The sequence below is a fragment of the Oceanobacter sp. 1_MG-2023 genome (assembly GCF_030689025.1).
GTDB lineage: Bacteria > Pseudomonadota > Gammaproteobacteria > Pseudomonadales > Oceanobacteraceae > Oceanobacter.
This window is the reverse complement of the sequence record NZ_JAUYWA010000001.1, coordinates 134,795-161,277: the sequence shown is the minus strand read 5'-3', so window position 1 is coordinate 161,277 and position 26,483 is coordinate 134,795. Positions and strand designations below refer to the sequence as shown.

Annotated in this window: 26 protein-coding genes; 8 read left to right on the top strand and 18 right to left on the bottom strand. The window is 52.4% G+C overall.

Features of this window, described 5'->3' with window-relative positions:
• The first annotated feature begins 102 nt into the window (after nt 1–102).
• Nucleotides 103–2,490 (top strand): 5-methyltetrahydropteroyltriglutamate--homocysteine S-methyltransferase, encoded by a 2,388-nt coding sequence (gene metE / locus Q8W22_RS00635; RefSeq protein WP_305451339.1) that lies wholly within the window; start codon nt 103–105, stop codon nt 2,488–2,490.
• 158 nt (nt 2,491–2,648) lie between these two features.
• On the opposite strand, the gene Q8W22_RS00630 is transcribed toward metE, so the two are convergent.
• Nucleotides 2,649–3,152 (bottom strand): hypothetical protein, encoded by a 504-nt coding sequence (locus tag Q8W22_RS00630; RefSeq protein WP_303434613.1) that lies wholly within the window; start codon nt 3,150–3,152, stop codon nt 2,649–2,651.
• 103 nt (nt 3,153–3,255) lie between these two features.
• Nucleotides 3,256–5,025 (bottom strand): hypothetical protein, encoded by a 1,770-nt coding sequence (locus Q8W22_RS00625; protein ID WP_305451338.1) that lies wholly within the window; start codon nt 5,023–5,025, stop codon nt 3,256–3,258.
• Between the two features lie 389 nt (nt 5,026–5,414).
• Between Q8W22_RS00625 and Q8W22_RS00620 the strand changes: the two genes are divergently transcribed.
• A complete protein-coding gene (locus tag Q8W22_RS00620; RefSeq protein WP_305413716.1) occupies nt 5,415–6,047 on the top strand; it encodes an OmpW family protein in 633 nt (210 codons plus the stop codon).
• A gap of 121 nt (nt 6,048–6,168) precedes the next feature.
• Here Q8W22_RS00620 and Q8W22_RS00615 read toward each other — a convergent pair whose 3' ends face one another.
• From Q8W22_RS00615 to Q8W22_RS00585, 7 genes are all read right to left on the bottom strand, one after another.
• Nucleotides 6,169–6,756: a chalcone isomerase family protein gene (locus Q8W22_RS00615; RefSeq protein ID WP_305451337.1), complete on the bottom strand. Its 588-nt coding sequence runs from the start codon at nt 6,754–6,756 to the stop codon at nt 6,169–6,171.
• A gap of 476 nt (nt 6,757–7,232) precedes the next feature.
• Nucleotides 7,233–7,784, bottom strand: coding sequence for a GTP cyclohydrolase I FolE (folE, locus tag Q8W22_RS00610; protein ID WP_303434609.1), 552 nt, complete (start codon nt 7,782–7,784; stop codon nt 7,233–7,235).
• Between the two features lie 53 nt (nt 7,785–7,837).
• Entirely contained in the window at nt 7,838–8,698 is an 861-nt protein-coding gene (gene murI / locus Q8W22_RS00605; protein ID WP_305413715.1) for a glutamate racemase, read from the bottom strand.
• 148 nt (nt 8,699–8,846) lie between these two features.
• On the bottom strand, nt 8,847–9,422 hold the full coding sequence (locus Q8W22_RS00600; RefSeq protein ID WP_303434607.1) for a YceI family protein: 576 nt from the start codon (nt 9,420–9,422) through the stop codon (nt 8,847–8,849).
• A 201-nt stretch (nt 9,423–9,623) separates the two neighbouring features.
• Entirely contained in the window at nt 9,624–10,100 is a 477-nt protein-coding gene (locus Q8W22_RS00595) for a DUF2489 domain-containing protein (protein ID WP_305413713.1), read from the bottom strand.
• Between the two features lie 313 nt (nt 10,101–10,413).
• A complete protein-coding gene (locus tag Q8W22_RS00590; RefSeq protein ID WP_305413712.1) occupies nt 10,414–12,096 on the bottom strand; it encodes a SulP family inorganic anion transporter in 1,683 nt (560 codons plus the stop codon).
• Nucleotides 12,089–12,394: a helix-turn-helix transcriptional regulator gene (locus Q8W22_RS00585; protein ID WP_303434604.1), complete on the bottom strand. Its 306-nt coding sequence runs from the start codon at nt 12,392–12,394 to the stop codon at nt 12,089–12,091. The genes Q8W22_RS00590 and Q8W22_RS00585 overlap by 8 nt, the downstream gene beginning before the upstream one ends.
• Before the next feature lie 122 nt (nt 12,395–12,516).
• Here Q8W22_RS00585 and Q8W22_RS00580 point away from each other — a divergent pair, with 122 nt between their 5' ends.
• Complete coding sequence (locus tag Q8W22_RS00580; RefSeq protein ID WP_305451336.1) at nt 12,517–13,374, top strand: MBL fold metallo-hydrolase; 858 nt, start codon at nt 12,517–12,519, stop codon at nt 13,372–13,374.
• 133 nt (nt 13,375–13,507) lie between these two features.
• On the opposite strand, the gene ylqF is transcribed toward Q8W22_RS00580, so the two are convergent.
• Complete coding sequence (gene ylqF, locus Q8W22_RS00575) at nt 13,508–14,476, bottom strand: ribosome biogenesis GTPase YlqF (protein ID WP_305451335.1); 969 nt, start codon at nt 14,474–14,476, stop codon at nt 13,508–13,510.
• A gap of 169 nt (nt 14,477–14,645) precedes the next feature.
• On the opposite strand from ylqF, the gene Q8W22_RS00570 reads away from it, so the two are divergent.
• Nucleotides 14,646–14,837, top strand: a complete 192-nt coding sequence (locus Q8W22_RS00570; RefSeq protein ID WP_303434601.1) for a hypothetical protein — start codon at nt 14,646–14,648, stop codon at nt 14,835–14,837.
• Between the two features lie 38 nt (nt 14,838–14,875).
• Here the strand turns inward: Q8W22_RS00570 and Q8W22_RS00565 are convergent, their stop codons facing one another.
• Nucleotides 14,876–15,400 carry a hypothetical protein gene (locus Q8W22_RS00565; protein ID WP_303434600.1) on the bottom strand — a complete coding sequence of 175 codons (525 nt, stop codon included), beginning with the start codon at nt 15,398–15,400 and terminating at the stop codon, nt 14,876–14,878.
• A gap of 100 nt (nt 15,401–15,500) precedes the next feature.
• Here Q8W22_RS00565 and Q8W22_RS00560 point away from each other — a divergent pair, with 100 nt between their 5' ends.
• Together Q8W22_RS00560 and Q8W22_RS00555 are read left to right on the top strand one after the other, a co-directional pair.
• Nucleotides 15,501–15,812: a BolA family transcriptional regulator gene (locus Q8W22_RS00560; RefSeq protein WP_303434599.1), complete on the top strand. Its 312-nt coding sequence runs from the start codon at nt 15,501–15,503 to the stop codon at nt 15,810–15,812.
• Between the two features lie 277 nt (nt 15,813–16,089).
• Nucleotides 16,090–17,454 carry a phosphate ABC transporter substrate-binding/OmpA family protein gene (locus Q8W22_RS00555; RefSeq protein ID WP_303434598.1) on the top strand — a complete coding sequence of 455 codons (1,365 nt, stop codon included), beginning with the start codon at nt 16,090–16,092 and terminating at the stop codon, nt 17,452–17,454.
• Nucleotides 17,455–17,553: 99 nt separating this feature from the next.
• Here the strand turns inward: Q8W22_RS00555 and Q8W22_RS00550 are convergent, their stop codons facing one another.
• Nucleotides 17,554–18,129 carry a YecA family protein gene (locus Q8W22_RS00550; RefSeq protein ID WP_303434597.1) on the bottom strand — a complete coding sequence of 192 codons (576 nt, stop codon included), beginning with the start codon at nt 18,127–18,129 and terminating at the stop codon, nt 17,554–17,556.
• A gap of 39 nt (nt 18,130–18,168) precedes the next feature.
• Here Q8W22_RS00550 and Q8W22_RS00545 point away from each other — a divergent pair, with 39 nt between their 5' ends.
• The gene (locus tag Q8W22_RS00545) at nt 18,169–18,873 is read left to right on the top strand and encodes a M48 family metallopeptidase (protein WP_305413708.1); all 705 of its coding nucleotides are present in this window, start codon (nt 18,169–18,171) and stop codon (nt 18,871–18,873) included.
• On the opposite strand, the gene Q8W22_RS00540 is transcribed toward Q8W22_RS00545, so the two are convergent.
• From Q8W22_RS00540 to Q8W22_RS00515, 6 genes are all read right to left on the bottom strand, one after another.
• Nucleotides 18,848–19,882 (bottom strand): polysaccharide deacetylase family protein, encoded by a 1,035-nt coding sequence (locus tag Q8W22_RS00540; protein WP_305451334.1) that lies wholly within the window; start codon nt 19,880–19,882, stop codon nt 18,848–18,850. The genes Q8W22_RS00545 and Q8W22_RS00540 overlap by 26 nt on opposite strands.
• 291 nt (nt 19,883–20,173) lie before the next feature.
• Nucleotides 20,174–20,782, bottom strand: a complete 609-nt coding sequence (locus Q8W22_RS00535; protein WP_303434038.1) for a DNA-J related domain-containing protein — start codon at nt 20,780–20,782, stop codon at nt 20,174–20,176.
• Between the two features lie 37 nt (nt 20,783–20,819).
• On the bottom strand, nt 20,820–21,086 hold the full coding sequence (locus Q8W22_RS00530) for a PGPGW domain-containing protein (protein WP_303434037.1): 267 nt from the start codon (nt 21,084–21,086) through the stop codon (nt 20,820–20,822).
• Between the two features lie 110 nt (nt 21,087–21,196).
• Nucleotides 21,197–22,462 (bottom strand): dicarboxylate/amino acid:cation symporter, encoded by a 1,266-nt coding sequence (locus Q8W22_RS00525; RefSeq protein WP_305451333.1) that lies wholly within the window; start codon nt 22,460–22,462, stop codon nt 21,197–21,199.
• A gap of 461 nt (nt 22,463–22,923) precedes the next feature.
• On the bottom strand, nt 22,924–23,493 hold the full coding sequence (locus Q8W22_RS00520) for a lytic transglycosylase domain-containing protein (protein ID WP_303434035.1): 570 nt from the start codon (nt 23,491–23,493) through the stop codon (nt 22,924–22,926).
• A gap of 20 nt (nt 23,494–23,513) precedes the next feature.
• A complete protein-coding gene (locus tag Q8W22_RS00515; protein WP_305451332.1) occupies nt 23,514–25,244 on the bottom strand; it encodes a proline--tRNA ligase in 1,731 nt (576 codons plus the stop codon).
• Between the two features lie 227 nt (nt 25,245–25,471).
• Here Q8W22_RS00515 and Q8W22_RS00510 point away from each other — a divergent pair, with 227 nt between their 5' ends.
• Nucleotides 25,472–26,116: a DUF938 domain-containing protein gene (locus Q8W22_RS00510; RefSeq protein WP_303434033.1), complete on the top strand. Its 645-nt coding sequence runs from the start codon at nt 25,472–25,474 to the stop codon at nt 26,114–26,116.
• Nucleotides 26,117–26,483: the final 367 nt, after the last annotated feature.

The window sequence follows — 26,483 nt, the reverse complement described above, 5'->3', positions numbered from 1 at the left end:
TTTTGAATTAATATTTCTCAATGTAAGTACAATATTTTTCGTTTTTTCTCATGTATGAAGTTTGCAACAATGCGTGATAATTTCATGATGTAGAGAAAAAGCATGACAAATTTTCATATTCTTGGGTTTCCTCGTATTGGCGATCAACGTCAGCTCAAACGTGGTTTGGAAAGCTATTGGGCGGGCGATATCAGTCAGCCAGAGTTGTTGACGCTGGCGGCGGAGATTCGTGAGTCCAACTGGCAACGTCAATTGGACGCTGGTGTTGATTTTCTGACCGTTGGTGATTTTGCCTTGTACGATCAGGTACTGAATACCTCGGTTCTGCTGGGGCATTTACCAGAACGGGTCAAAACCACCGATAACCTGATTGATCAGATGTTTCTGGCTGCGCGGGGTCGCGCGCCCTCTGGCACACCTTGCCATGCCGCTGAGATGACCAAGTGGTTCGATACCAATTACCATTATCTGGTACCGGAATGCCACGCCGACGATACGTTTAATCTGCAGCCTGAATGGTTGCTGGAAGAGATCGCAGCAGCCAAATCACGGTCGAATAACGTTAAGCCGGTCATTATTGGTCCGTTGACGTATCTCTTCCTGGCCAAAAGTGAAAAGGAAGTGGACCGTCTGGCTCTGCTGCCAAAACTGTTGCCGGTATACAGCGAGTTGTTCCGCTTGTTACGTGAGCAAGACATCGACTGGGTGCAGCTGGATGAGCCGATTCTGGCGCTGGATCTACCGGACGATTGGCGTCAGGCCTTTGAACCGGCTTACCATAGTCTGCGTTTTAGTGGCGTGAATGTATTGCTGGCAAGCTATTTTGGTGGCCTCGACAGTAACCGGGCACTGGCCTTGTCGTTGCCGGTACAAGGGTTACATATCGATCAGGTGGCTGGAACTGAAAATCTCGATACCCTGGTCGACCAGCTTGGGCCTTACAAGGTGTTGTCGGTTGGTGCGATTTCCGGGCGTAATATTTGGCGTACCGATCTGGATGCCTGTTATCAATTGTTAAAACCGATCACAACACGGCTGGATGACCGTCTTTGGGTATCAACGTCCTGTTCCTTGTTGCACGTTCCTTATGATGTGAAAGAGGAGTCTGCTAGCGGCCGCATCACCCCGGCAGTACTGCCCTGGTTGGCTTTTGCCCAGCAGAAGCTGGGAGAAGGGCGGTTGCTAGCCGATGCCTTGAACACGGAGGCTACCCTGAGCAGCGCTGTCTGGCTCCAGCAAGCGGCCCGAATTACTGGTCGTCGCGAATCGGCCATTGTGCACAAGCCGGCAGTCAAGCTGGTTGCACAAACGGCAGCCAGCCAGGAGTGGCAACGCGATTTGCCATATGAGCAGCGGGCTGAGCGCCAACAGGCGCGCTGGCAGTTGCCGTTGTTACCAACCACCACGATTGGGTCTTTCCCTCAAACAACGGAAATCCGTCAGCTGCGCCGCCGTTTTCGCCAGGGAGAGATCAGCCCTGCTGAGTATCATTCGGGTTTGCTGGCTGAGGTGGAGTACTGCATCCGTATCCAGGAAAATATTGGTCTGGATGTATTGGTGCATGGCGAAGCAGAACGTAACGACATGGTGGAATACTTTGGTGAGTTGCTGGAGGGTGTTGCGGTATCCAGTCATGGCTGGGTGCAGAGTTATGGCTCTCGTTGTGTCAAGCCACCGCTGATTTTTGGGGATATCGAACGCCCGCAAGCAATGACGGTCGAGTGGAGCCGTTATGCTGCCAGTCTGAGCACTCGCCCGGTAAAAGGCATGTTGACCGGCCCTGTGACCCTGCTGAAATGGTCCTTTGTACGGGACGACCAGCCCTTGTCACAAACTGCTTATCAATTGGCTGCGGCGTTGCGGACTGAGATTGCCGAACTGGAGTCGGCGGGTATTGGCATGATTCAGGTGGATGAACCGGCATTACGTGAGGCTCTGCCGTTGAAACAGGCTGATCGGGCTGGCTATCTGGCCTGGGCGGTGAACAGTTTCCGTTATGCCACTACCGATGTGGCGGCCGACACCCAGATTCATACCCATATGTGTTACGCCGATTTTGATGACATCCTGCCTGCGATTGAAGCCATGGATGCGGATGTGATCACGCTGGAAACCGCCCGGTCAGCGAGTAAATTACTGGATGGTCTGGCACAGCATCCGTATCACAATGGTATTGGCCCGGGGGTTTATGACATCCATAGCCCGAATGTACCTTATGCCGGTGCCATGGCCTCGATACTGCGAGCGGCGGCAAGAGTGGTTCCTTTGCGTCATCTGTGGGTCAACCCGGACTGTGGTTTGAAAACCCGCCGCTGGGAAGAAGTGGAGCCATCATTACGAGAAATGGTGCGGGTTGCACAGACCCTGCGTCAGCAGTGGGAAGGCAAAATCAACCAGAATGGCTTGCTGGCGGATGATATTGACGGCTTGGTAGAAAGCCTGCCAGAGCAGGAAAAGACGCTTGCTGCACAGGAGTGTTGTGTTCATTAGGCTGTTACAAATATCGACCCATTGTTAACGTCTTTCCGGCGTTAACAATCATCATAGGCTGAGTGGTCACTTGATTGACCGTGCCTTGCGATTCACCAGATAACGGTGGCTCGCGGTGCGGTTGATCGATACGGCTTACCAGAACTGACACGTCTGTGTCAGTCTTCTTCCAGATCCTGTACCGGTAACTTTTCAATCATGCCATGTTGTTGAGCCCATAGTTGCAGCATGATCAGCACCCGTTCATCACAGGTGAGCTGGTGATGAAACAGCTGTTCTGTGGCTTCTGCCAGAGCGGCTTGATCGGTGATGTCTTCACCATGATTACCGACTTCGATACTGAGTTCACGGTTGCAGGCCTCGTAGATTTTGGCCAGCAAGGGTTCTATGCGCTCGGGATCGTCGGTCATCAGGAAGGTTTGTTCCAGATCGTTTTCCAGCTCTCGCACGACGGCCCAGGTGGTTTCGCCGCGCTGATAGAGCGTATCCTGGCTGATGCCGTGAATGTCCTCGAGGGCGTAATCCCAGTCATCCCAACCATCATCGGGCTGGAGCAGGGTGGTTTTGATCATGCCATCGGCCATTGACCAGGCAATCGCAATAGGATGTGCTTCTTCTTCGTAGGAACTGGCATCAACAGCAATAAAATGTGGGTAGGACACAGCTGCCTCTTATCTGGAAATGGGGAAATGGAATGTACGTTTTGCAGCGCTGTTCAGCAACAGAATTCATGTGTTGCTGACGGCTGGCTGCCTGAGTAACAGATCAAAGGTCTTCCAGTTGTAATTTAATAACAGCCGTCACCGAGCTCTGGTCATCGCTCCAGAGAATGTGGCCATTGATTTCCATATTGACGATTTCTTCACAAATATTCCGTAACAACGGGGTCCAGAGTAGTGGCAGGGGTTTATCGGCATGACTGCCAAGTACCACCGTCAGGGTCAGGGCCTGCTCTTGTAATGAGAGCGTCAGGGCTGGATCGATGGCGTTATCTTTGGCGGGTATGACCAGCAAGTGATCGAGCAGGAATTCAATCAGTACCAGTTTGACGTCGATAATCAGCGAGAGCGGTGTGGTCAGGGCGACAGATAATCGGGATTGTGACAAGTGATGCTGGATAAACTGCACCAGATCTACCGATTGTTTGGCTGGCCCGGTCAATACATTAAATGATCGCGTTGCCAGCGCCAGTGGTATCGCCAGAGCTGGCTCTGTCGCCTGGGAGGCTTGTTCCAGCGTGGGAGCAACCAGTGCCAGTAATGAGGGTCGTTGCCGGTTGGTTACCTGATGGCGCAAGTGATCACATTCCCGCTGCAAGCGTTCAAGGTCGCTGCTTTGCACCATTGCCATATGCTGGAATTCGTCTTGTTGCTGGCGTAAAGAGGCTTCCATACGCAGATTCAGATCTTGCAATTGCTTGTGAGCATAATATTCACTGGTGTGGTCAACGCTGCAGATCAGCACTTCGTTCGGGCGGTTGTTATGAAAACGGATGGCCTGAAAGCTGATATCGAATACACCTTCCTGACCATTGAATTTGAGAATGGAAAATTTGCCCTGGACCCGTTTGATCCGTCCTTGCAGTAACTGGTAAATACGTTCCCGTTGCTCTGCACTGGTGTCTGAATTCATACGTTCCAAAATAGCATGTAACGGGTTTTCCATACCGTTCAGGGTTTCTTGATCGGTTCGTAGCTGGTAACAAAAGTTGCGGTTGGTTTCCATGTGATCTTCACGAACCAGATAGCGGCAGAAGCCCATGGTGGTGTTCTCAATCGCCATATTGAGGTGATTGTGGGTATCTTCCAATTCCATTCTGGCCTGGTCACGCAGGTGCATGTCATTGAGTAATGACAGACGCATTTTCTCGATGGCAGAGGCCAGGGCGTCCAGCTCATCTTGCTTGTGCATGGTATTGGTGGTGCGGTGCTCAAGTGTGACTGGGTGGTCGGGTGTTTGAATGGAAAAGGCATTGGCCCACTCAGACAATGAGCGAATATGACGGGTAATCAGATGGTGGATCAGCAGCAGTAATACCAGGGATATGGTAATGGTCTGGCAGAGCAGTACCAGCAGCATATTCAATGCGCGGGTTTCCAGTTGTTGGTAGAGCTGTGCATAACTGCCCAGAATGGTCAGGGTTGCCAGAAAGGTGCGGTTATTGTCCTGATCTTCGTAATAGAGATTGAATTGGTGGCGAATATCAACCTTGTTTGGCTTGAGGCCAGTTTCGACGTAACCAAAGTCGGTACTGTCGACCATGATGTACTCAACGCCGTCAAAGTTGAGCATGCCTTTCAGCTGTGTGCGCAGCTGCTCGGAATTGAAATTCCAGAGGCTGATGACAAGACTGTCGTGATAACTGTCCTCCAGCTTGACCAGGTTATTTTGCAGGCGTTGCGTACCATGCTGGTAGTCGTCGATCAGCATCCAGCCATAAGACAAGGTGGCGATAAGGAAATTGGCCAATAGCAAGTATGAAAGCAATCGTCTTCCGATCCGGGTAGCGAATGCCGCAGAAAACTGCTCAATCAAACGTCAACTCCATGATTTTCTCCGGATGTTGTTCACAATGGTGGACAGGAAAACGATGGCCAGTGGATCAGCCTCAATGAAGAGGGTCTGATCATGTCAGACGGCAGTGTCACTCACGATGGTAGTCACACTTCAGCCTGAATCCGGTGACAATAATATCAGGGATGGCTAACTGTATCTCAGCTAACGTTTTTTTGCTGCCTTTGAATGAAAGAAGCATGCCATAGCACTGTTGGACAGCTTGTAGGGTTGACACAAATTGACCTATCACAAGATTGTCAGGTGTCTTTATTTTGGGGCATTAAATGCTTGATTTGCATCAAAATTGTGCAGATCAAGCCGGGTACCCTGCACTCATCTACCAAAAGCACGGAATCAAGGAGTGCAAAATGAAACTGATCAAAACTCTGCTGGCTACTGTTGTTGCAGTATCTGCTATCCCGGCTATGGCCTACGAAGCGGGTGACATTATCGTCAAGGCGGGTGCTGTGACGGTTTCTCCGAAAGACGGTAATGCCGATAGCAGTGGTCTTGTTGCAGGCAGTGAACTGGATGTCTTGTCAGATACCCAATTGGGTTTGACCGGTGTTTATATGGTGACCTCCCAGATCGGTGTGGAACTGCTGGCAGCGACGCCTTTTGAACACGAAGTCGAAGGTGATGGTGGTGCTATTGATGGCGCTACGATTGCGACAACCAAACACTTGCCACCTACTGTTTCTGTACAGTATTACCCAATGGGAGCCGATTCCAAACTGCAACCCTATGTGGGCCTGGGTGTTAACCATACCTTCTTCTTTGATGAAGAAGATGATGCGGGTCTTGGTACCAAAGGGCTGGAAACCAGCTGGGGTTTGACTTACTCCGTAGGTGTTGACTATGCCCTGAATGATCATTGGCTGGTGAATGCTGCAGCTTGGAAAATGGATATCGATACAAAAATCAAAGGCGGTGCAGCTGATGGCCTTGATGTAGAAATTGATCCGCTGGTTTACTTTGTTGGTGCTGGTTACAAGTTCTGATTACTCGGGTTTGATATAAAAAAAGCGGCGCAAGCCGCTTTTTTTATATCTGCTGGTTGCGATGTGTTGACGTGTCACATAATCAAGGTCAACACTCGAAACCAGACTTACAAAAAGCCCCCTACAAAAACACCGCTGAGATACTGTTACTGGTTTGTGGTGGCTGTACTTGCAACGCAGGAGCATCAACAAGAACAGCGGGAACAGCGGGTGCCATCGAGGCCTGGATCAGCGCCTGAAACCAGTCCTGTCCACGGATAATACCCATATATTCATTCTTGACCATTACTTCCGAGCCACGGCCGGGGGTGTACTCAATAACAATACGGTCACCCTGTATCAGACGGGTATCCATCATTTTGACCAGCGCATTCAGGCGTGCTTCCAGTATGGCCATCTGTTCCCATTCCGACGTGATGGCAATGGTATCGTACAGTGACAAGCCAACCCCACGACCGCTGATTCGCTCGGATTGAACCGTCAGTTCAAGGCGCTGTATACCGGTGCGGGAAGGGGCATGATAGAGAGCGCTGGTATAGGCATCGCGGATATAAAAATAATCCCGGGATAATGAATCAGCCAGTTGCAGGGTATGGTGGCCATTTAATGACAGTAACCGCTCTGGAAGCGGAGTCGTCAGGGCATGAGTCGTCAGACTGGTCGCTGAAAGCAACGACACCAAGGTGGTGACTAACCAGGTATTTTTCATAATCCATTACCTCTTTTGTTGGTTCTTTTCTCCTTTTCCTTCCTTGAATCTACGCTCAGTAATACTGGATCGCAATGATAAATAGGGGAGAGACATAGCTTTATTGGTAGCTGTTACAGAGGGTGACACCGTGGTCATTGGCTGGGTACAGAAAGCCGAATAATGTGTTTCTGGAAGTAGCAATCAGCGGCTGTTAGACGGCTACTGTTAGACGGCTACTAAATGGCTGTCTGATGGTTATCAGAAAGTATGCAGGTATACGGATATGACAAAGGGAGTGCGGGAATGGCTATGGGGGAGGTTGCTGGTGTTGCTGGTGTTGGGTGGGTATGAAGCTGTCTGACCAGCATCTGGACTCTGGTAAAGAGTCGGGCAGCGTTACGGAGCAGCGCGTTCAGATCTGATCAGCAGTCTGTCGGAGCGCCAGGTATTTTATACCCAGTATAAAAAGACTGGCAGCTCACGAAGTCATCGGGTTACATCCCGACCAAACGCATAAACTCGCTACGGGTGGCCGGATTGCTGCGAAAGTCCCCTTTCATAACAGATGTGCGCATGGATGAATTCTGTTTTTGCACACCGCGCATCATCATACACATATGTTGTGCTTCCAGAATGACGCCAACACCACGGCAGCCAGTCACTTCTTCGACGGCTTCAGCAATCTGTTTGGTCATGTTTTCCTGGATCTGCAGGCGACGGGCAAAGAGGTCTACTATTCGGGCAAACTTGGATAGGCCGAGTACCTTGCCGTTGGGTAGATAGCCGATATGACAGCGTCCGATAAAGGGCAGCATATGGTGTTCACACAATGAGTAAAACTCGATGCCCTGTACCGCGACCATCTCGTCATTATCACTGGTGAACACCGCGCCGTTGATTACTTCTTCGAGACTGGCGTTATAACCACTGGTCAGAAATTGCATGGCTTTGGCTGCGCGCTTGGGCGTATCCAGCAAGCCTTCACGGGTGATGTCCTCTCCCAGGTCGGTTAGAACCTCACTGTAAAGGTGTTCGAGTTTTGACATGTTTTATCCAGATTTCCAAAATACCTGAGCACTATACTCAAATTAAAAAATACTCATACAAGAGGGTTGCTTGTACAGCTTATGTTGACTGTATTGCCAGTGGTTTCTGGCAAATTCAGTTTTACCCAATCAGGGTTGATACTCTCTGGCAACGCGGCAGCGGACCAGAACTGGCTCAAATATCGGGCGTCGGCGATGCCATTCGTTTGATACAGATAGAGCTGTCCGAGCCTGGCATCAGCAGGGGCGGCTCCGAGTAAGTGATTGACTCGTCGAGCAATGGCTGCACCGGAGTCAACCCAGATAATCGTTGGCCAAAGCTTACTCAGATACGGCCGTAGCAGCGGGAAATGAGTACAGCCCAGCACAATATGACTGGGCCTGGGTGTTTGTTCTATCCAGCCTGACAGGTGTTGTTGGATGCGCTCTGACAAGCCTTGATGATATTGATCCGGTGCACGAACCAGGCTTTCAGCCCATTCAACCAGTTGGCGACTGCCCAGCCGCCTGACATCACAATGAGCGGCAAAATCGTTTATCAGCTTGTCGGTATAAGAGCGACTGATGGTGGCCGGTGTTGCCAGCAAACCGATCACGCCATTGGCTGATTGCTCTGCCGCTGTCTTGATGGCTGGAACCACACCCACTACCGGAATATCCAGTACTGCCCGTAATGAATCGAGCGCCAACGTGCTGGCGGTATTACAGGCGATAACCAGCAACTTGACCGGCAGGGCTGCCACTGCTTGCTGACACAAGGCGATAATCCGCCGGGTCAGGATTTGATCATTCTGGATGCCGTAAGGGAAGGCTGCCGTATCCATCAGATAGTGCACTGTCAGGTCGGGGCGTAACTGGTGTATCTCCCTGACAACACCAAGGCCACCAACACCAGAGTCAAAAACCAGAATCAAAGACAGTTACCAGCAATAATAGAAACAGAAGGATGATAGTTTAACAAATTTCATCCGGTGTGGCTGCGTGTTTGGATCGCGCGCCACGGTTGCTGAAGTCAGGCGTACAAACAGTAAGCGATACGCCTGACACGGTCGGCCAGGCGGGTTACTGCGGCTTCAGGATCAGAGTGAATTCTACCGGTACGACCTGGGTAATGGATGTCAGTTTGGCGATATTGCGTAATGCTTCGATACCGCCCTCAAGCCCGAACTCGGCGGCATCAATCAAGACAGGCGCCAGGCTGCTGACAACCAAAGAGGCATCCGCTGCGGGAGTGGCAAGTACCTCGGTAGTGACCGTCGCCTGTTTGCCGTGTAACGACAGGGAGCCAGACAGAGTAAAGCGTGTTGGTTTGCCCTGTTCCAGCGAGGTCATGACCTTGGCAGGAACTGTGGCCTGCAGCACGGCAGTGGCAAACCGGCTGGTATCAAACAGCATGGATTGCATGCGGCTGTCACGAATATCGATACCGGTGGCAACACTGCTCAGGTCGATATTGATAGTGGCAGCGCCGGTGCTGCTAACGACCCCGGACACGTGTTTGAAGTGATGATTTTCTACCTTGTTAATATTCTTGGTGGTCTGGAAGGCGACCACTGAATCATTGTCGACTTGCCAGTCGGCCAGGACGGGTAAGCAGGTCAACAACAGCGGGGCTATCAGTGCGGTGCGAAAAGTCATACAGACTCCTTGACGTTATGTTGGATATCCATGGGTGTATTGTCAGTCATGTCATGAGCGGTTGAAGGCTGGTCGATGGTTCTGCTGCAGCGCCACTGTCCGCACATCACAATATATCCCGGATTGCCGCCCACCGGCGGAACCGCTTCAGGCTGCGGAATACTTCCCCGATATGATGGCGTATATGGCAGCGTCCCGGTCTTAATGCAGCAAGGTCAAACCGGGAAAGCGGAATTCGACCAGCCATTTCAGCGCATGTTCAATCGCCGCCTTATGTTCGTCTTCCAGGGTCAGGCGACGCTTGTCGATGGCGAACTGTTGTTTGGGAGGGAGTTTTTTATAGGCATCAAGGATCGGCATATCAGCCACTTGCTCGTGAAACATACGTAATACGGCCAGGTTCTCATGCTGCCAGACCGTGGGATCGAGGCCTTTAATGGTGTGGTGCAAGCGTAAGACCCCTTCGGTGATATCACATTGCTCGCTCAAGACTGCTCGCGCCAGAAAGCGTACATCCTGCACCAGGCTGTGCTGGTAATCACGCAGCTGTTGTTCTGCGGCAGCCGCTTCGGCCTGTTGTTCAGCCTCAATACGTTTGACCTGACGGGTCAGGCGCCAGGCGTAGACAGAAAGGGCGGCGATAATGGCAATGCCAACGACAGCGATCAGTATCATCATGGAAAAAACAGCCAGCAGAAGAGTGTGATGGGATGATAAACATTTCAGCACAAAAGTTAAGGCGTGTATTGGCAACAGCCCATTCTGGCACTGGCTTTATGACTGGCGCTCGGGAGAGCACAATCGGCACCCCGGTGCTGGCGGTGTACCCTCCCGGTATCGCACCCGAAAACGGGGGCCAGAGCGATGACTGGAGACCGTATAGATTGGACGGTCAGGGGGCGCCGGGTTATTCATCGGATGGTCTGGTAACGATGGTGGCAGCCGATCCGGATGTGACTCGGGGTGTGATTCAGAGTGTGAGTTGGTGTGGTCAGACATGGCCCAGCTCCTTTAATGCTTCACTGGCGGTAAAAAAAACTTGTCCGGGCTGGATACGTTCCAGCCAGTCGGTGTTTTCCAACAGGTCCATCACCGGCCCTTTGAACTCCGCCATATGCAACAGGATATTGAGTGATTGCAGCTGCTCGTGCAGCTCCAGCAGACCTTCGTAACCGTTAAAATCGATATGGTTGATGGCACTGCCTACCAGTACAACGTGGTGAATATCCGGCGACTGTTCGAGGCGACGAATAATAAAAGTATTCAGGTAATGACTGTTGGCAAAATACAGGTTTTCATCAACCCGAATCATCAATACATGTGGTGAGGTGCTGACATCATGGCGCTGGATATTACGGAAGTGATCACTGTTTTTATAACGACCGATTTCGGCGATATGAGGCTCACTGGAACGGCGTAAATACAAAATCAGAGACAGTAAAATACCAAGGGAAATACCGATTTCTGCATTGGTCGCCAACACCGCCAGAAATGTCATCAGCCAGACCACGCCGTCACTTTTCTGAAAGCGCCAGGCATGCAAGCCATCCTGAAAGTTGATCAGCGGTAATACCGCGACCACAATAATGGCACCCAGTAACGCCTTGGGCAGCACCGTGAACCAGCTGGTGGCGACCACCAGTACCAGCACGATACCGGCCAGTGTGATCAGCCCTGCCAATTGGCTGCGGGCACCTGCCGCCTGATTCACCATGCTGCGGCCAAATCCGCCCGCCACCGGATAGGCTTGTGAAACCGCTGCCCCGAGGTTGGCAATACCTAGCGCCAACAGTTCGCGGTTGGCATCCAGCCCGGAGGTTTTGACGCGTCGTGCCATGGCGGTGGCCACAGACAGGCTTTCCAGATAACCGATAAGCGCAATCAGCAAGGCAGAAGGAATCAAGGATTGCCATTGGTCAATCGTCAGTTGTTGAGGCAGCGTCAATACCGGTAAACCGGAAGGAATATCACCTACAATATCTGCGGGTAAATGCAGCGCAGGCACCAGCGTGATGCCCAGTACAATCAGTACCAGAGGGCCGCTGCGGCCAAGTAATTCACGTAACATTTTCCAGTGTTCAGCAATCAATACCCGGCACAGAAGCGGCCATAACTTGAGCAACAGAATGGCTGCTACAGACAATACAACCACTGCAGGAATGGCCTGCCCGAGATGTTGCAGTACGTACCAAAGAGTATCGGCCAGGCTGTCCTGCCGGGGAACTGACATGCCGGTCAGGGATTTGCTCTGGTTAATAATAATGACTATGGCAGCCGCGCTGGAAAAGCCGGAAATGACCGAGTGGCTGATAAACGTTGTCCAGCGACCCAGACCAATCAGATAAAACAGCAATAAAAACAGCCCGGTTAATGCCGCCAAAGCTGCAGCCAGCTGACTGAACTCAGCCCCGCCCGGCGTCGACAGCTGTTGCAGGGCTTCCAGCGTCATCAAGGACACAATGGCCGCTGGGCCAACCGCAAGGCTGGGGCTGGTGCCGAGCACGGCATAAATAAACAAGGGCAGCAGCGCAGCGTACAAACCCGCCTGAGGCGGCAATCCCGCCAGAAAGGCATAGGCGATGCCCTGGGGAATCAGTAAAATCGCAACGACCAGACCCGCTGTCAGATCCGCCGAGAACCACTCGCGTTGGTAGTGGCGCAGAGTACTAAACATGGTTTGTATTCTCTCCGTAGAGCTCGTTTAACAAACGAATAACGCGAACCACCTTGTGATCAGCAAGGCAATAAAAAACGCACTGGGCTTCGCGGCGGCTGACCACCAGATGTTCTCCCCGGAGCCAGGCAAGATGCTGCGACAGGGCCGATTGACTGAGTGGCAGCTGACGCCCGAGGTCGGCCACGGAAATCTCCCCCTGTCTGAGTAAACAGAGAATGGCCAGCCGATGTTCATTGGCGAGCGCCTTGAGCAGACGGACGGCGGGTTGGCGTTGAGTGTCGAAAGAAGAAGGCATAACCGCAATCTCATCAGGCTGCTGGAAGTCACCTGATACAGTGTATATTAAATATTGCTAAATAAGAATATTCTAATATAGTTGGGTTGTTTTGAAATGATCAAGATAAGGCGGAGGTTGCCATGCAAATCCAGAGTTTCTACCATCAGGATACATCTACTTATACCCATTGGTTGGAAGACACCGAGCAGCAGCTATCGCTGATTGTCGATCCGGTGATGGATTTTGATCAGAAATCCGGCCGAACCGGTACCGGTTTTATCGATGCGGTGCTGGACCGTCTGGCAGAGAAAAACAGCCGCCTGGTATATGTGCTGGAAACCCATGCCCATGCTGATCATTTGTCGGCGGCAGATTATCTGCGCCGCCAGACAGGGGCCAGAATTGTGATTGGACAGCCTATCAAGCAGGTGCAGGGAACGTTCAGCAAGATATTCAATGAGCCTGCGACGTTTGTTGCGGATGGGCACCAGTTTGACGTGCTGGTTGCTGATGGCGACACCCTGACACTGGGTGATCACCAGATCCGGGTGTTGGCAACTCCGGGGCATACTCCCGCCTGCGTCAGTTATGTGGTGGATGAGCAGGTGGCTTTTATTGGCGATACGCTGTTTGCACCGGATACCGGCACGGCGCGCTGTGACTTTCCGGGAGGGGATAGCGATACCCTTTATCACTCGATCCAGCGACTGTTTGCCCTGGGCGATGGGGTGCGCTTGTATTTGTGCCATGATTATCCCCCGGATGGACGGCCAGCGATGAGCTCGGTAACGGTCGCCGAGCAGCGCCAGCACAATATTCATATTCGGGATGGTATCAGTCAGGCAGCATTTGTGGCCTTGCGCACTGCGAGAGATGCGGGATTGGCGATGCCACGGCTGATTTTGCCATCGTTGCAGATTAATATTCGCGCCGGGGCACTGCCCGATGCAGAAGATAACGGTGTGTCCTATCTCAAACTGCCGTTGAATCTCTTTTAGCCAACGCGCATACCCTTTGGCTCAGCCGGGCGGGGAGCTGATCGATCACGGCGCCGGGCGCGGCTGTATCGGTTTGGTTGGCTTGGTTGGCTTGGTATTGATCAAGTCGCCAGCCCCTTTCCTTTGTGACGGCTTACGACTCCGCGTCATCGTCTGGATGGGATGCCGGACGGGGCCGACGCTGGCGCTGCTCTTGCTGCAAGCGTTGTGCTTCTTCTTGCCGTTCCTGTTCTTCGAGTTGGCGAGCTTCGATTGCGGCTTGTTCGATGGCGACCATCTCCGGTGTTTCGAGAGAAATACGCCCCAATTTACCGGAACGTAATTCGTGTAGTACCAGCTCTGCTGCCTTGTGCAAATCAATCACGCCACCCGGGCGTAAACAACCACGCTTGCGACCAATGTGCTCCAGTGCCTCGGCTGCTGACGCGGGCTTTTCCTTGAGCTTGTAGCGTTGCATCAGCAGGTCAGGGTATTGCAGCAATAAAAATCCCAGTGTGTGGTTGGCAATATCCTGATATTCGATGGCAGTATCCTTGACGGCACCACTGGCAGCCAGGCGATAACCACTGTTTTCATTTTCAAACTTGGGCCAAAGAATCCCCGGCGTATCAGAGAGCACCATGCCGTTTTTCAAATCAATCAACTGATTGGACTTGGTCACTGCCGGTTCATTGCCGGTACGGGCAATATAGCGTCCTGCGAGGCCATTGATCAGAGTGGATTTACCGACGTTGGGGATACCCATCACCATCAGGCGCATGGCCTGGTTACGTCCGGAACGCACACGGCCCATTTTTTGACACAAGGCCAACAGCCGCTTGAGTTGCGACTTGTCTTCGGCAACCAATGGCAATGCCTGGGTGTTTTCCTGTTGGCTGAAATAGTCGACCCAGGCCCGGGTGATATCAGGATCGGCCAGGTCCTGCTTGTTCAGCAGCTTGATAACGGGCTTGTTGCGACACAGCTCGTCCACCATGGGATTGGTGCTGGAGAACGGCAAACGTGCATCCATGACCTCGATCACCAGATCGATATCCGGCATGGCTTCACTGATCTTCTTGCGGGCTTTGTTCATATGCCCTGGGAACCATTGGACTGCCATTGTGTGTAATCCGGTTGACCTGAATAAATTAGGGCGGCACATTGTATCGATCGGCCCGGTGAGAGCAACCGCCCGAGAGCAATTGGGCGTTATTTGAATGTCATATTTGCTCGATAACCTGACTGTGGTCGAAAAATTCCTGTGGAATTGGTCAAGTTGGAGACAATGTATGGATGTCTTGCAAGAAGATTTCGCTCGAAGTGCCAAACGTCAGGGCCGTCAGGCCTCGGCAACGGTTTCTGGTCGTCGTCGCGCCGGTTTCCTGGTTGGCAATAAGTTTGTTTTTTCAGATCAGGCCGAGGTGCTGTGGATGGAAGCAGGTCCCGGAGAATTTCGTGAATTGCGTCTCTGGCGCAAATAGAGTGATAGCGCGGCGCTGAAAGCGCCGCCCTGGAATCGCTAGGCTTCTGCAAACACTGATGTTGCTTCTGCTTCATCGGAGGGATTCGTACCCTCTGCAGAAAGCGTATCGACTGGCTGTTGTGCCAGAACTTGCTCGGCATTGGCTAATAATTCTTGCTGCTTTTCTTGCTCGCGGGCACGTTTACGCTCCAGTTTGACGAAGTGTTTCTCATGCGTGGTCCATTGCCCCTGACGGATATCCACGTCGGTTACGCCGTTTTCTTCGGCAATTTCTTCTGCCAGTTGGCGCGTGGCTTCATCGGCATCGCGGGCCAGTAACTTGCGTTCACCAGCGTCAAGATGACTGAACAGGTCGATCAGCGCCGTCGACATGATGTCGCGGCTGATTTCATCGCGGCTTTTGTTGAAGCGACGGGCAATCATATTCAGCATGGCAAGATCGGCTGGCTCGATCTTGACGCTGATTTCAGCTTGGGTTTTTTCTTGCAAACGGCGCTCTTGTTCTTCCTGATAATATCTGTCGATCAGGTTCTGGGTGTTGTTACTATCGTTTTCGTGCATGCAGTGCTCCGGGTCACTCGGGAGAGAGGGCTGGGCTTGAGTTATGCCTCGGGGCGGCGGATTATACGCAGACATTACCGAGCGAGTAACCGGAGTTTTTATGAAGCCTGAAGAGTATCCAGAAGAGTATATCGTTGAGCAGATGGCATCACTGTCACCATCTCATCTCGAATTGATGAACGAAAGCCATATGCACGCAGGCCCGGCGACGACGTCCCACTACAAACTGGTGATGGTATCCGACGCTTTTGAGGGCAAGCGCCCGGTGGCCCGGCATCAGCTGGTGTATGGCCTGGTGGCTGATATTTTGCAAAATCCGGTACATGCTCTGGCGCTGCATTTGTATTCGCCACAGGAATGGCAGGCACAGACGGCTGTACCTGAGTCGCCACAATGTGCCGGGCAACACTGATCATGACCTGATGATGATTGATGCATCATCAGGTCTGCTGGATCGAGTCTGCTGGTCCGGGTGGCTGGCCCGGAGCAACAGCGACATAATCCTGATTCCATAGGACAAGCCGCAAATCACCAACAGCTGTACCCCCAAAAGACCCCACCAGATCGGGAAGTGCGCAATTTCCTGCCGATATCATCATGCAATGATCTGTCAGGTTGGCAACTTTGTAACTAAAGTGTCACTTAATATTCATAGACTCGCGCCGAACTCTCGACCAGAAATCAGAATTATGACTACGATTCGTGTTTGTTTGACTCTGCTTGCCATTCTGGGTTTTTCAAGCGCCAATGCCGGGATTTTATCTCCTTTCACTGGCCTGCCAAAAAATGGTGAAGTACGTCTGTTTGGTATCCAGGGCTCCAATACCATTGGTGATGAACTTGGACCTAATCTGGCTAAAAAATACCTGGAAGAAAAAGGGGCGACAGACGTTCAAATTCGTAATACCCGGTTTAATAATGAAAAAGTGGTCAGTGGTTTTTTGCCTGATCTTGGTACCCGTTTGACGATAGACGTCGCCGCACATGGTTCCGGTACCGGCTTCAAGGGGATTGCGAGTGGTTCATCAGAAATTGCCGCCTCATCCCGTCCGATCAAGGCCAAGGAAGCCAGCCTGTTAAAACACATCGCTGATATGAGCAGGCCATCGGCAGAACATATCATCGGCATTGATGGTTTGGCGATTGTGGTGCACCCATCCAATCCGGTCAGTGAACTCAGTGTTGATGAAATCTCCGAGATTTTCTCCGGAGGCTATACCGACTGGTCGCAGGTGGGCGGCCGTCCTGGCGCCATTCATGTGTATGCCCGTGATGAAAACTCGGGTACCTGGGACAGTTTTAAATCCATGGTGCTGGGTAATACGCCGTTGATTGCATCGGCCAAGCGTTTTGAATCCAATGCGGTATTGTCTGATGAGGTCTCTGCGGATGATAACGGAATCGGTTTTGTCGGTTTGTCATCGGTCCGTGCTGCCAAATTGCTGGCCGTATCGGATGGCAGCGCCAAGGCACTGAAACCCAACAAGCTGACTGTTGCCACTGAAGATTATGCCTTGTCCCGGCGTTTGTTCATGTACACGGATGATGTGCCGGAAAATCCGTATGTCGTTGAGTTTATGAGCTTTGTTCAGCTCAACGAAGCACAGCAGGTGGTCGCGGATTCTGGTTTTATTTCACAGGAACTGAAAGAAGTCGTGCCGGAGTTTTATAGTGAGTTACCGTCTGATTTTCGTGAAATAACCAATGATGCCAAGCGTTTGACGATTAATTTCCGTTTTCGGGCCGGGAGCGCATCGCTGGACAATAAAGCGCTGAAGGATATTGAGCGGCTGGTTAATTATCTGCAGCAGAAAGGCCGCAACGATGCCGAAGTGATGCTGATCGGCTTTGGTGACAAGAAACGCACCGAGAAACGCTCCAAGCTGTTGTCCAAACTGAGGGCCATGGCGGTACGTCGTGAACTGGTACGTAACGGCATTTATCCTGAACTCTCGGTTGGGTATGGTGAGTATTTACCGGTTGCTTCTGTGAATCGGGCAGAAGGGAAAATGAAAAATCGCCGGGTTGAGGTGTGGCTCAGGGACAATACTTGAGCCTGACTGCTGCCAAGCGACAAAGAAAAACCCGAAGCCTGCAAAGGCTTCGGGTTTTTTGTGTTCTGGCAGGCTCAGGTGCATAACGCTGCCTGTGGTTCAGCCCTGGCTATGGAAAAACAGATACAGGTCGATGACGGCTGCTGGAATACCGCCACAGACCTGGTCGGACAGCTCGATGTCATCATCGATGTCGGCCATTTCTTCTTCGTCTGCGAACAGGCCAGAAGCGTACATGATCGGGAACAGGCTCTCGGCGACGTTTTCTTCATCGCGCTGGTACCAGTCCTCTTCGTGCAGCATGACACCGGTCATAAAACCAATAGCCCAACCTTCGATGGGTGGCTCGTCTTCTTCATCCGACAGAGTCAACTCACAAGGTACAGGGAAATCCTGGCCGGAATCGAGCCAGCCCTGGATTTCCGCAGTCATTTTGCCAAGCAGCTCGGTGACGGTGGCTTTTTCAGCGCTGCTGAAGCCCAGTTTTTCGTCAAAGGCACAGTCCCAGACTCGCTGGATATCGAACTCAATCGGCCCTGCCAAAAACGAGGTAATCAGGCCGTGGACGGCGAAAAAATCGAAACTGTCCTGGCGTTCTGCTTCGTCTTCCAGCAATACCCCGAGAGTTTCCAGTTCGTTCTCGGTCATGGCTGGGATATTATTTAGATCATTCATTTGGGTGCTCCTGAAGTCGGAGCCAATGCTAGCAGGCTTATGAAAGGCTACAAACAACAATTGCTTGTTCCGCTGGATGGAGAGGATGTTGTACTCCATATTCAGGCGATGAAACGCAAAAGTTTACGACTGGTGCTGAACCCGGCCGGTGAAATCGACCTGCGTATTCCGTTGGGTGCCAGTAAAGCCCAGGTAAACCGTTTTCTCGACGGTCATCAAGCCTGGCTGATTCAGCGTCGTCGAGAGTGGAAAGAAAACCAGAGTCGCAATGAAGGTGTGCTGAAGTACCTGGGGCGCACCCTGACGCTGGTGGAGACCGACGTGGCCATCCCGCAAGTGTGTGATGACCAGCTGCTTGTGCCTGCCATGCCCGCAGGGCAGCGGCAGGCGCTGATGGATGACTGGCTCAAGCAGCAGGCGCGCAGCACCTTCAGTGATCTGCTGGATTGCTGGTGGCCCCGGTTTCAGCAGTATGGGGTTGAGAGGCCGGTGCTACGGGTGAAAAAAATGCGGACCCGCTGGGGCAGCTTGTCTCGCAAGGGGTATATCAATCTGAATATGGCGCTGATTCATATGCCCGAACCGCTGATTGAACTGGTGGTGGTACATGAGCTTTGCCATATCCGGCATTTTGATCATGGCCCCGGTTTTCGGCGTCTGATGGCATTTCATCTGGCGGATTGTCGCCTGCGTGAGCAAACATTGGATCAGTACCACCTCAACGGTTTTCTACGCTCGTATTGATCCATAATTGCGAATACCAGTAAAAATAGCCGGGTTTGCTGAGGCTGGGGGCGGTGCAGTTATAGCGGCTGCGGCCCTGGGTAATGGGTTGGGTGGCTTGGGTTGTCAGGATGATGGTGGTGCCAGTGACATCGACCTGGTGGCCAATCTGGCCTTCACCGCTGGCAAAACAGCGCAAATGGTCAGGATCAAGATCCTGGGAGTGCAGGGTTAGCTGCAGCTCTGGCGGGTTATCGCTCCCCAGTGCCGGGTCGACCAGAGAGTTGCTGGCAACGGGTAATGCCAGGGTCTGGAGTTTGTTATTGAGCGTATCAGGGTCGGCATAGGCACCCGCGACCGGGTAGCGTGGAATCGCTTGCCAGAATGATTGGCTGGATACAGCCCCGGAATGTTGCCCAAATGCCAGGTAATCGTGATCTTGGAGCCACTCCGCGATTGCCAGTGAATACTCACCATAAGGGTAGGCCAGCAAGCGGTTGGATTGCCCCATTTCCTGCTTGATTCGTTGTTCGGCGTTATCGACTTGCTGGGTCAGCCATGCATCCAGCGTCAGGTTATCCGGGCGCTGAATCAGATAAGGGTGGTCCTGGGTGTGATTGGCAATGGTCGCCCCTTGCTGTTGCATCTCGCGCAACTGTTGCCAGGGCATGATCCCCTCGTGTTCTGCATCGATCGTTCCCGGGTTCACAAACACAGTGAAAGGCCAGCGACGTTGGGCCAGTAACGGGAAGGCGTTGTGATAAATAGATTCGTAGGCATCATCAAAGGTAATGGCAACGGCGTTGTCCGGCAGAGTGCCACCTTGGCGCAAGGTCTGAATGGCGCTTGGCAAATCGACAATGGTTTTGTTCAGTGACGCCAACAATAGCAAATGCCGTTTGAAATCCGCCGGGCTGATACTGGTGGCAGCCGGTGTGCTGGTGGAAACGTGATGGTATTGCAAGATAACCAGCTCTGCCCGGGTTGCCATCGTTATCAACAGGCCGGCAAGTAGTACGAGATACTTCATGGAACGCCCTTGTTCGGTGAATGCTGTGGGGACATATATTTAATCCTGCAAGTCGGCTTCGTGATTCGAAACCATCCGGTAGCCCAGAGTGAGCACCGGATTAAATAGATGCCCCCTTGTGACTACGGCATTCGAGTGACGTTCCTTGGCATCCTGATGTGTTGGTGACTGCCGATATTGTTCCTTCTGTGTTGACCTTCTGGCGGTTGCGCCGTCGCTAGTGACCCCTTGCCGAAGATAGCCTGTCCTGGCCAACAAGATGGATATTGGTTGCGGTTCTAGAAGAAAGTGTCAAACCGTCAGCCGTTGATACGCCGCCAGCAGCGCCTGGAAATGACTGACATCACCACCCCGGTCCGGATGGTGGCGCATGGCGAGACGGCGATATTGCCGACGGATATCCGATTCGTTGGCACCTTCCTGTAACTCCAGCAAGCGCAGGTCGCTGCGGCGCTGATCGGGTGTCAGGGTTTGCTGCCAGATGCCCCGCAAGAGCTTGTCGACGGTATCGCGATCGGTACTGAGGTGGGTGAGATCAAGATAATAGCGGGCCAGCGGATCGGCTTCACAGACGTGCTGGTTATCGCTGGCCTGCTCAGTATCCCAAGGCTGTAATTGCACGCCGAGTGGTTCGATATTCAGCCAGCCAGCCTGTTGCGCCAGCCATTCCAGGCGTAAACGATACAAGCAATGCATCACCAGAAAGTGGCAACGAAACAGAGTCAGGGAATCGGCCAGGGCATCCGGCTGGAAAACGCCGGGCACTGGCTGTTTGAGCCAGTGGATCAGTTGGTATTCGGTGTGACACTGGCCATCCTGCAATTGACTGGAAAGCAGTGCTTGCAGGGTATCGAGGCTTTCATCCGGAGGATTGATTTGGTCGCGTTTGAGATTCAGCATGGCGGCAGAATATCACAGCTGATAACGGCCTGCTGTGTCAGTGAGGCCCTGGATCGGTGTCTTCAATCAGCTTACGGGCAAAGCCGGGCAACTTGCTTTTGATGGCATTCAGTCGGCCAGAAAATTCCCGATAACGATGGCGTTGTTGGCGTAGCCATTCCCGCACGCGTGGCACAGTGCTGACGAGTAATGACAGGCCGATAACGATCATGACGAGGCCAAAAGGGAGGGGAAGAGGCGTCACAATGATACCGGCGATGATAAAAAAAATGCCGAGCAGAATTTTGGCACTGCGTTTAACCATAGCAAAGTCAGCCAGTGGTGATCATAACTTACCAAGGTGTCATGCCGATGTTGCTTCATCATGACGGTGACGATAACTAATTGAGCAGAGATACCGGTTTTTCCGACAGCTTAACCTGCGTTATCACTCCGGTTTTTTAGCGCCTGATCCACCACAATACTGGCAACAATATCCCCCTCAACATTCACGGCGGTGCGGACAGTATCGAGAATACGATCGATGGGGAGCAATATGGCAATGGCTTCGGCTGGCAGCCCCACAGATTGCAACACCATGACCATGGTAACCATGCCGGCACTGGGAATGCCTGGCGCGCCCATGGAAGCAATCATGGCCGTCAGCATCACAATGATCTGCTGGCCGACTGACAGGTCGATGCCGATCAGATAGGCGATAAACAGTGCTGCAGCGGCCTCATACAGGGCTGTGCCGTCCATGTTCATGGTGGCGCCAACCGGCAAGACAAATCCGGCCACGTCTTTGCTGACGCCCAGATTTTCTTCGCTGCAGCGCAGACTGATCGGCAGCGTGGCAGCACTGGAGCTGGTGGCAAAAGCAGTGATCAGGGCCGGGCGCGCTCCCCGCCATAACCACTGTGGTGATTGACGGGTAAAGAGCCACAGCAGGCCAGGCAAGATTACGGCACCGTGGATCAGGGTAATCGCAAACACCAGGACAATAAATTCGCCCATGCTGGCCAGCAGGCTCAGATCCTGGGTGGCCAACAGCTTGGTTAACAAGGCAAACACGCCGAATGGAGCCAGCAGCATGATCCATTGGATCATGCGCATTAACAGCGCCAGTAATTCTTGCAATACCACCAGAATGTGCATTTTTTGCTCGCCGGATTTGACCAGTGCAATCCCCAGTAACAGCGCAAACACCACTACGGGCAGGATTTTTCCATCCGCCAGGGCAGCCATCGGATTCATAAACAGGCTGTGGAGAAATTGGGCAAAAAATTCGCCGGCACTTAACTGTTTGGCTTCAAAATTTTCCATGCTGTCGGCAAACATGGCGAGTTGCAGATGACTGCCGGGTTGAACCCAGTCGGTAACGACCAGCGCCAGTACCATGGCGCAGACCATGGAGAGAGCAAAAAATCCCAGGGTGTAGCGCCAGACCTGGCCACCATGACGATGGGCCTGCAGGTTGGCCACACCAACCACAATGGAGGTGAATATCAGCGGAATCAGGATCATTTTGAGCAGATCAATAAACAGTCTGCCCATCACATTGGCGGCATACAGGATGTTACTGCGCAGGGCGGATGAGTCGTCCATGCCATTCAGCCAGTAGCCAAGGATCAGGCCTGCGACGGCGGCGATCAGGATTTGCAGATTCAGTCCAGGCCAGGAAATGGAGTGTCTGGTCACGTGTTGTCCTCTTGCTTGCCGGTGGTGTCCGGTGATTCAGCTGGGTGTTGAGCGGGAGGTATACCAAGCAACGGCGGTCTTTGTCTCAGGGCATTGAGTAAAGTTTATGGCCATTTCAAGAACTCAGTGATCGTTTTCACCCAGGTATCTTGTTTATGCGTCTGTTTGTCAGCCTGACAGGAACAATGGAGCAGCTGTTCTGATGCCTTATCCTATCCTGTCATAAGGGTTGCTACCCTTTATAAATCAATAAGATAGGCAGGAATGGCAAAGGCTTTGATTGCCAGAAGTCTGGTATTACCGTGTTTTGGGTTAGTGTGCGGGGCTGGTGTCGTGGGGTTGGTGTCGTGGTGAGAGAGATAACAAGCGAGACGATGATAAGCCGGTAAAAAGAGAGGCGGTCTGTGTCCCGGTATTACTGGTTCAAGGAGCGTTTTGGCTTGCCTGCCTCCGCCGGCAGGTCAATGGTTTACAAACCAGTACTTTTCCCAGGCGGCCATCACCTTTTCCGGATAAACCGTTCTGCCCAGGCTGCCGTTATAGCGTGCCAGCGCGCGGGTCCAGTTGCCTTTTTCCTTGTCGAGGTAGTGGCGCAGTATGGTACAGCCGTAACGCAGGTTGGTGGCCATATGCATCAGGTTGTCGCCATCGCGGCCGATTTCATTTTTCCAGAAAGGCATGATCTGCATATAACCGCGGGCACCTACACGGGAAACCGCAAAACGGTCGAAGGCACTTTCGACCTGAATCACGGCCAGTACCATCTCGGCGGAGATATTGGCCCGACTGGCTTCGAGGTGTACCAGCCGCAGAAACTCAAGCTGTTCGGCCTTATCTCTCAGCTTGATCCATTTCATGCTCTCGAGCCGGGATTGCATATCCATTAACCAAACTTCGGCATCAAAGCGGTCGGGGAACGACTCGGCAGTGGTAACAGCGTTCAGCAAGGCCAACCGTAATTCCGGGTCGTGGTTGGGCATCGCCTCTGCTGCACTGAGGGCACAATGGCCACTCAGTACGGCAGTCAGCAACCATGTAGCCGGTTGGCGGCCTAGCATGACACCTTGGTTTTCAGGAATGGCATCAGTTCCTCGAGAGCAATGTCTTGCTTCTCGTCAGCACGGCGGGCCTTGTATTCCACCGTGCCGGCTTCCAGTCCCCGGTCTGACAGTACAATGCGATGCGGGAAGCCCATCAGCTCCATATCAGCAAACTTGACGCCGGGGCTGGTTTTTTTGTCGCGGTCGTCCAGATAAACGTCATAGCCGGCAGCGGTCAGTTCGGCGTAGAGGGTTTCGGTTGCCTGTTTTACGGCGTCTGAACGGTGGTAGTTCATGGGTACAATACCGATATGGAACGGCGCGATGGCATCAGGCCAGATAATGCCCTTGTCGTCGTGGTTTTGCTCGATGGCGGCAGCGACCACCCGGCTGACGCCGACACCATAACAACCCATGATCAGGGTGCTGTCCTTGCCATTTTCGTTGAGCACGGTGGCTTTCATGGCTTCTGAGTATTTGGTACCCAGCTGGAAAATATGGCCAACTTCAATGCCCCGTTTGATTTCCAGTGTGCCTTTGCCACAAGGACTTGGATCGCCGGCCACGACGTTACGCAGGTCGGCAAATTCTGGCAGCGGCAGGTCGCGTTCCCAGTTGATGCCAAAATAATGTTGACCGTCTTTGTTCGCGCCAGCACCAAAGTCTGAGCTGATGCTCAGGGCACGGTCGGCAATAATGCGTATTGTCAATCCAATCGGGCCAATGGAGCCTGGGCCAGCCCCGACCACCGGACGTATTTCTTCTTCACTGGCAAATTCGAGTGGCGAGGCAATACCGGGAATTTTTTCAGCCTTGAGTTCATTCAGCTCATGATCGCCACGCACCAGCAGGGCAACCAGATCGTACTGTCCCTTGTCGTCGGCTTCACCATGAACGATCAGGGTTTTGATGGTTTTTTCAATGGCAATGCCATGTTGTTCAACCAGCTCGGCGATGGTTTTGGCATCTGGGGTGTCGACCAGCTGCATCGCTTCGGTTGGTTCGGGGCGCTCACCGGCTGGTGCCACGGCTTCGGCCAATTCAACGTTGGCGGCGTAATCACTGGCGCTGGAGAAGGCGATATCGTCTTCTCCAGAATCAGCCAAGACGTGGAATTCGTGGGACTTGGCACCACCGATGGAGCCGGTATCGGCCCAGACCGGACGGTAGTCGAGGCCAAGACGGTCAAACAGGTTGCAGTAAGCGCCGTGCATTACCTGATAGGTTTGTTCCAGGCTTGCTTCGGTCAGATGGAAGGAGTAGGCATCCTTCATGATAAATTCACGTGATCGCATGACCCCGAAGCGCGGGCGGGTTTCATCACGGAATTTGGTCTGGATCTGGAACAGCGTGACCGGTAGCTGTTTGTAACTGCTTAGCTGGTTACGGGCCAGATCGGTGATGACTTCTTCGTGGGTCGGGCCAATACAAAACTCACGATTGTGGCGGTCTTTGACACGTAGCAATTCGCCACCGTATTCGAACCAGCGACCGGTTTCTTCCCACAGCTCGGCGGGTTGTACCGCTGGCATCAATACCTCCTGGGCACCGGCTTTATTCATTTCTTCCCGTACAATGGCTTCAACTTTGCGCAAGGTACGTAACCCCAGCGGCATCCAGGTGTACAAACCCGCGGCCAATTTGCGGATCATGCCGGATCGCAACATTAATTGATGACTGACAATCACGGCATCGGCTGGGGTTTCTTTCTCTGTAGCGAGTAAAAATTCGGTTGCACGCATGGGGCTAGTTCAAATCCGGTTTATTAATCGAAAAATATCGTCCGATTCTACTGGCTAGTCAGGCTGGCGGCAATTTGCCTGTTACAGTGATTCTCGAAAAAGGGCATGGAATGGTGCAATAAAGATCATGCTATTTCGAAGCGGCACTATTTCTGCCGACTGGTGCCTGTGACATACTCTGCCGCGAGTAAGGCTGAGGGTGGTCTCGGCAGACAACAGGAATCGCTATGAATCGGGTGAATATTCTGCCGGAGCTTCAAATTGCACAGGATGAAGACCTGCCGGTCTCGGAATCCTGCTTACGTAATCAGCAACCCATTGGTGATGTACTGTCAGAAGAGTTGCCGAAACATTCTGTCGTACTGGAAATAGGCAGCGGTACTGGCCAGCATGCGGCGTTTATGAGTGAACGCATGCGCGATATTACCTGGCAGCCTTCTGAAATGGCGGCCCGGATTGCATCGATCAATGCCTGGCGTTTACGTTCAGGGCGGGATAATTTTTTGCCACCGTTAGTGCTGGATGTATCGCAAGACCTGTGGCCAGTGAAGGAAGTTGATGCGGTGTTTTCGGCCAATGTAGTGCATTACGTTGGTTGGCCCAAGGTACGATCCATGATGGCCGGGATTGGCCGGGTATTACGCATCGCCGGATTGGTTTTTTTGTACGGCCCGTTTAACTATCATGGCAAGTTTACCAGCGAAGGCAACAAGTCGCTGGATGCCTGGCTCAAGGCCGATGTTGACCCGGAAGCCGGAATCAAGGATTTTGAGCAAATTGTACTGGCTGCCCGCAAGGAAAAGCTGCGGCTGATCAAGGATATTGCCATGCCGGCCAATAACCGCATTCTGGTGTTCAAAAAATATGTCTGAAGCACACCTCGACGGAGCCTGATTTATAATGAATGAATGGCAGCCAGTCGTGGCTGTGAGTAAAAGATGCCATCTGGACTCTGGACAATATCTGTCTGTCATAGTGATACTGGGCTGATTACCCGATCAATCGCACGTTAAAAAAACAATAGCAGACAGGATTTTTGTGGTGACATAATCGCTGTCGGTTTATATTTTATTTTCAATATATATACCATTTGATTCAAATATGTATTGGTGCATGCTGCACTGGTCGCTGGTGTGTATATCAGTGTGTTTATTGGTGTATATATAAGTCCGTATATCCGTACGTATCAGCCTGCTGAAACTATTGATAATCATGGTAATAATGATTGCTGGTATCAAG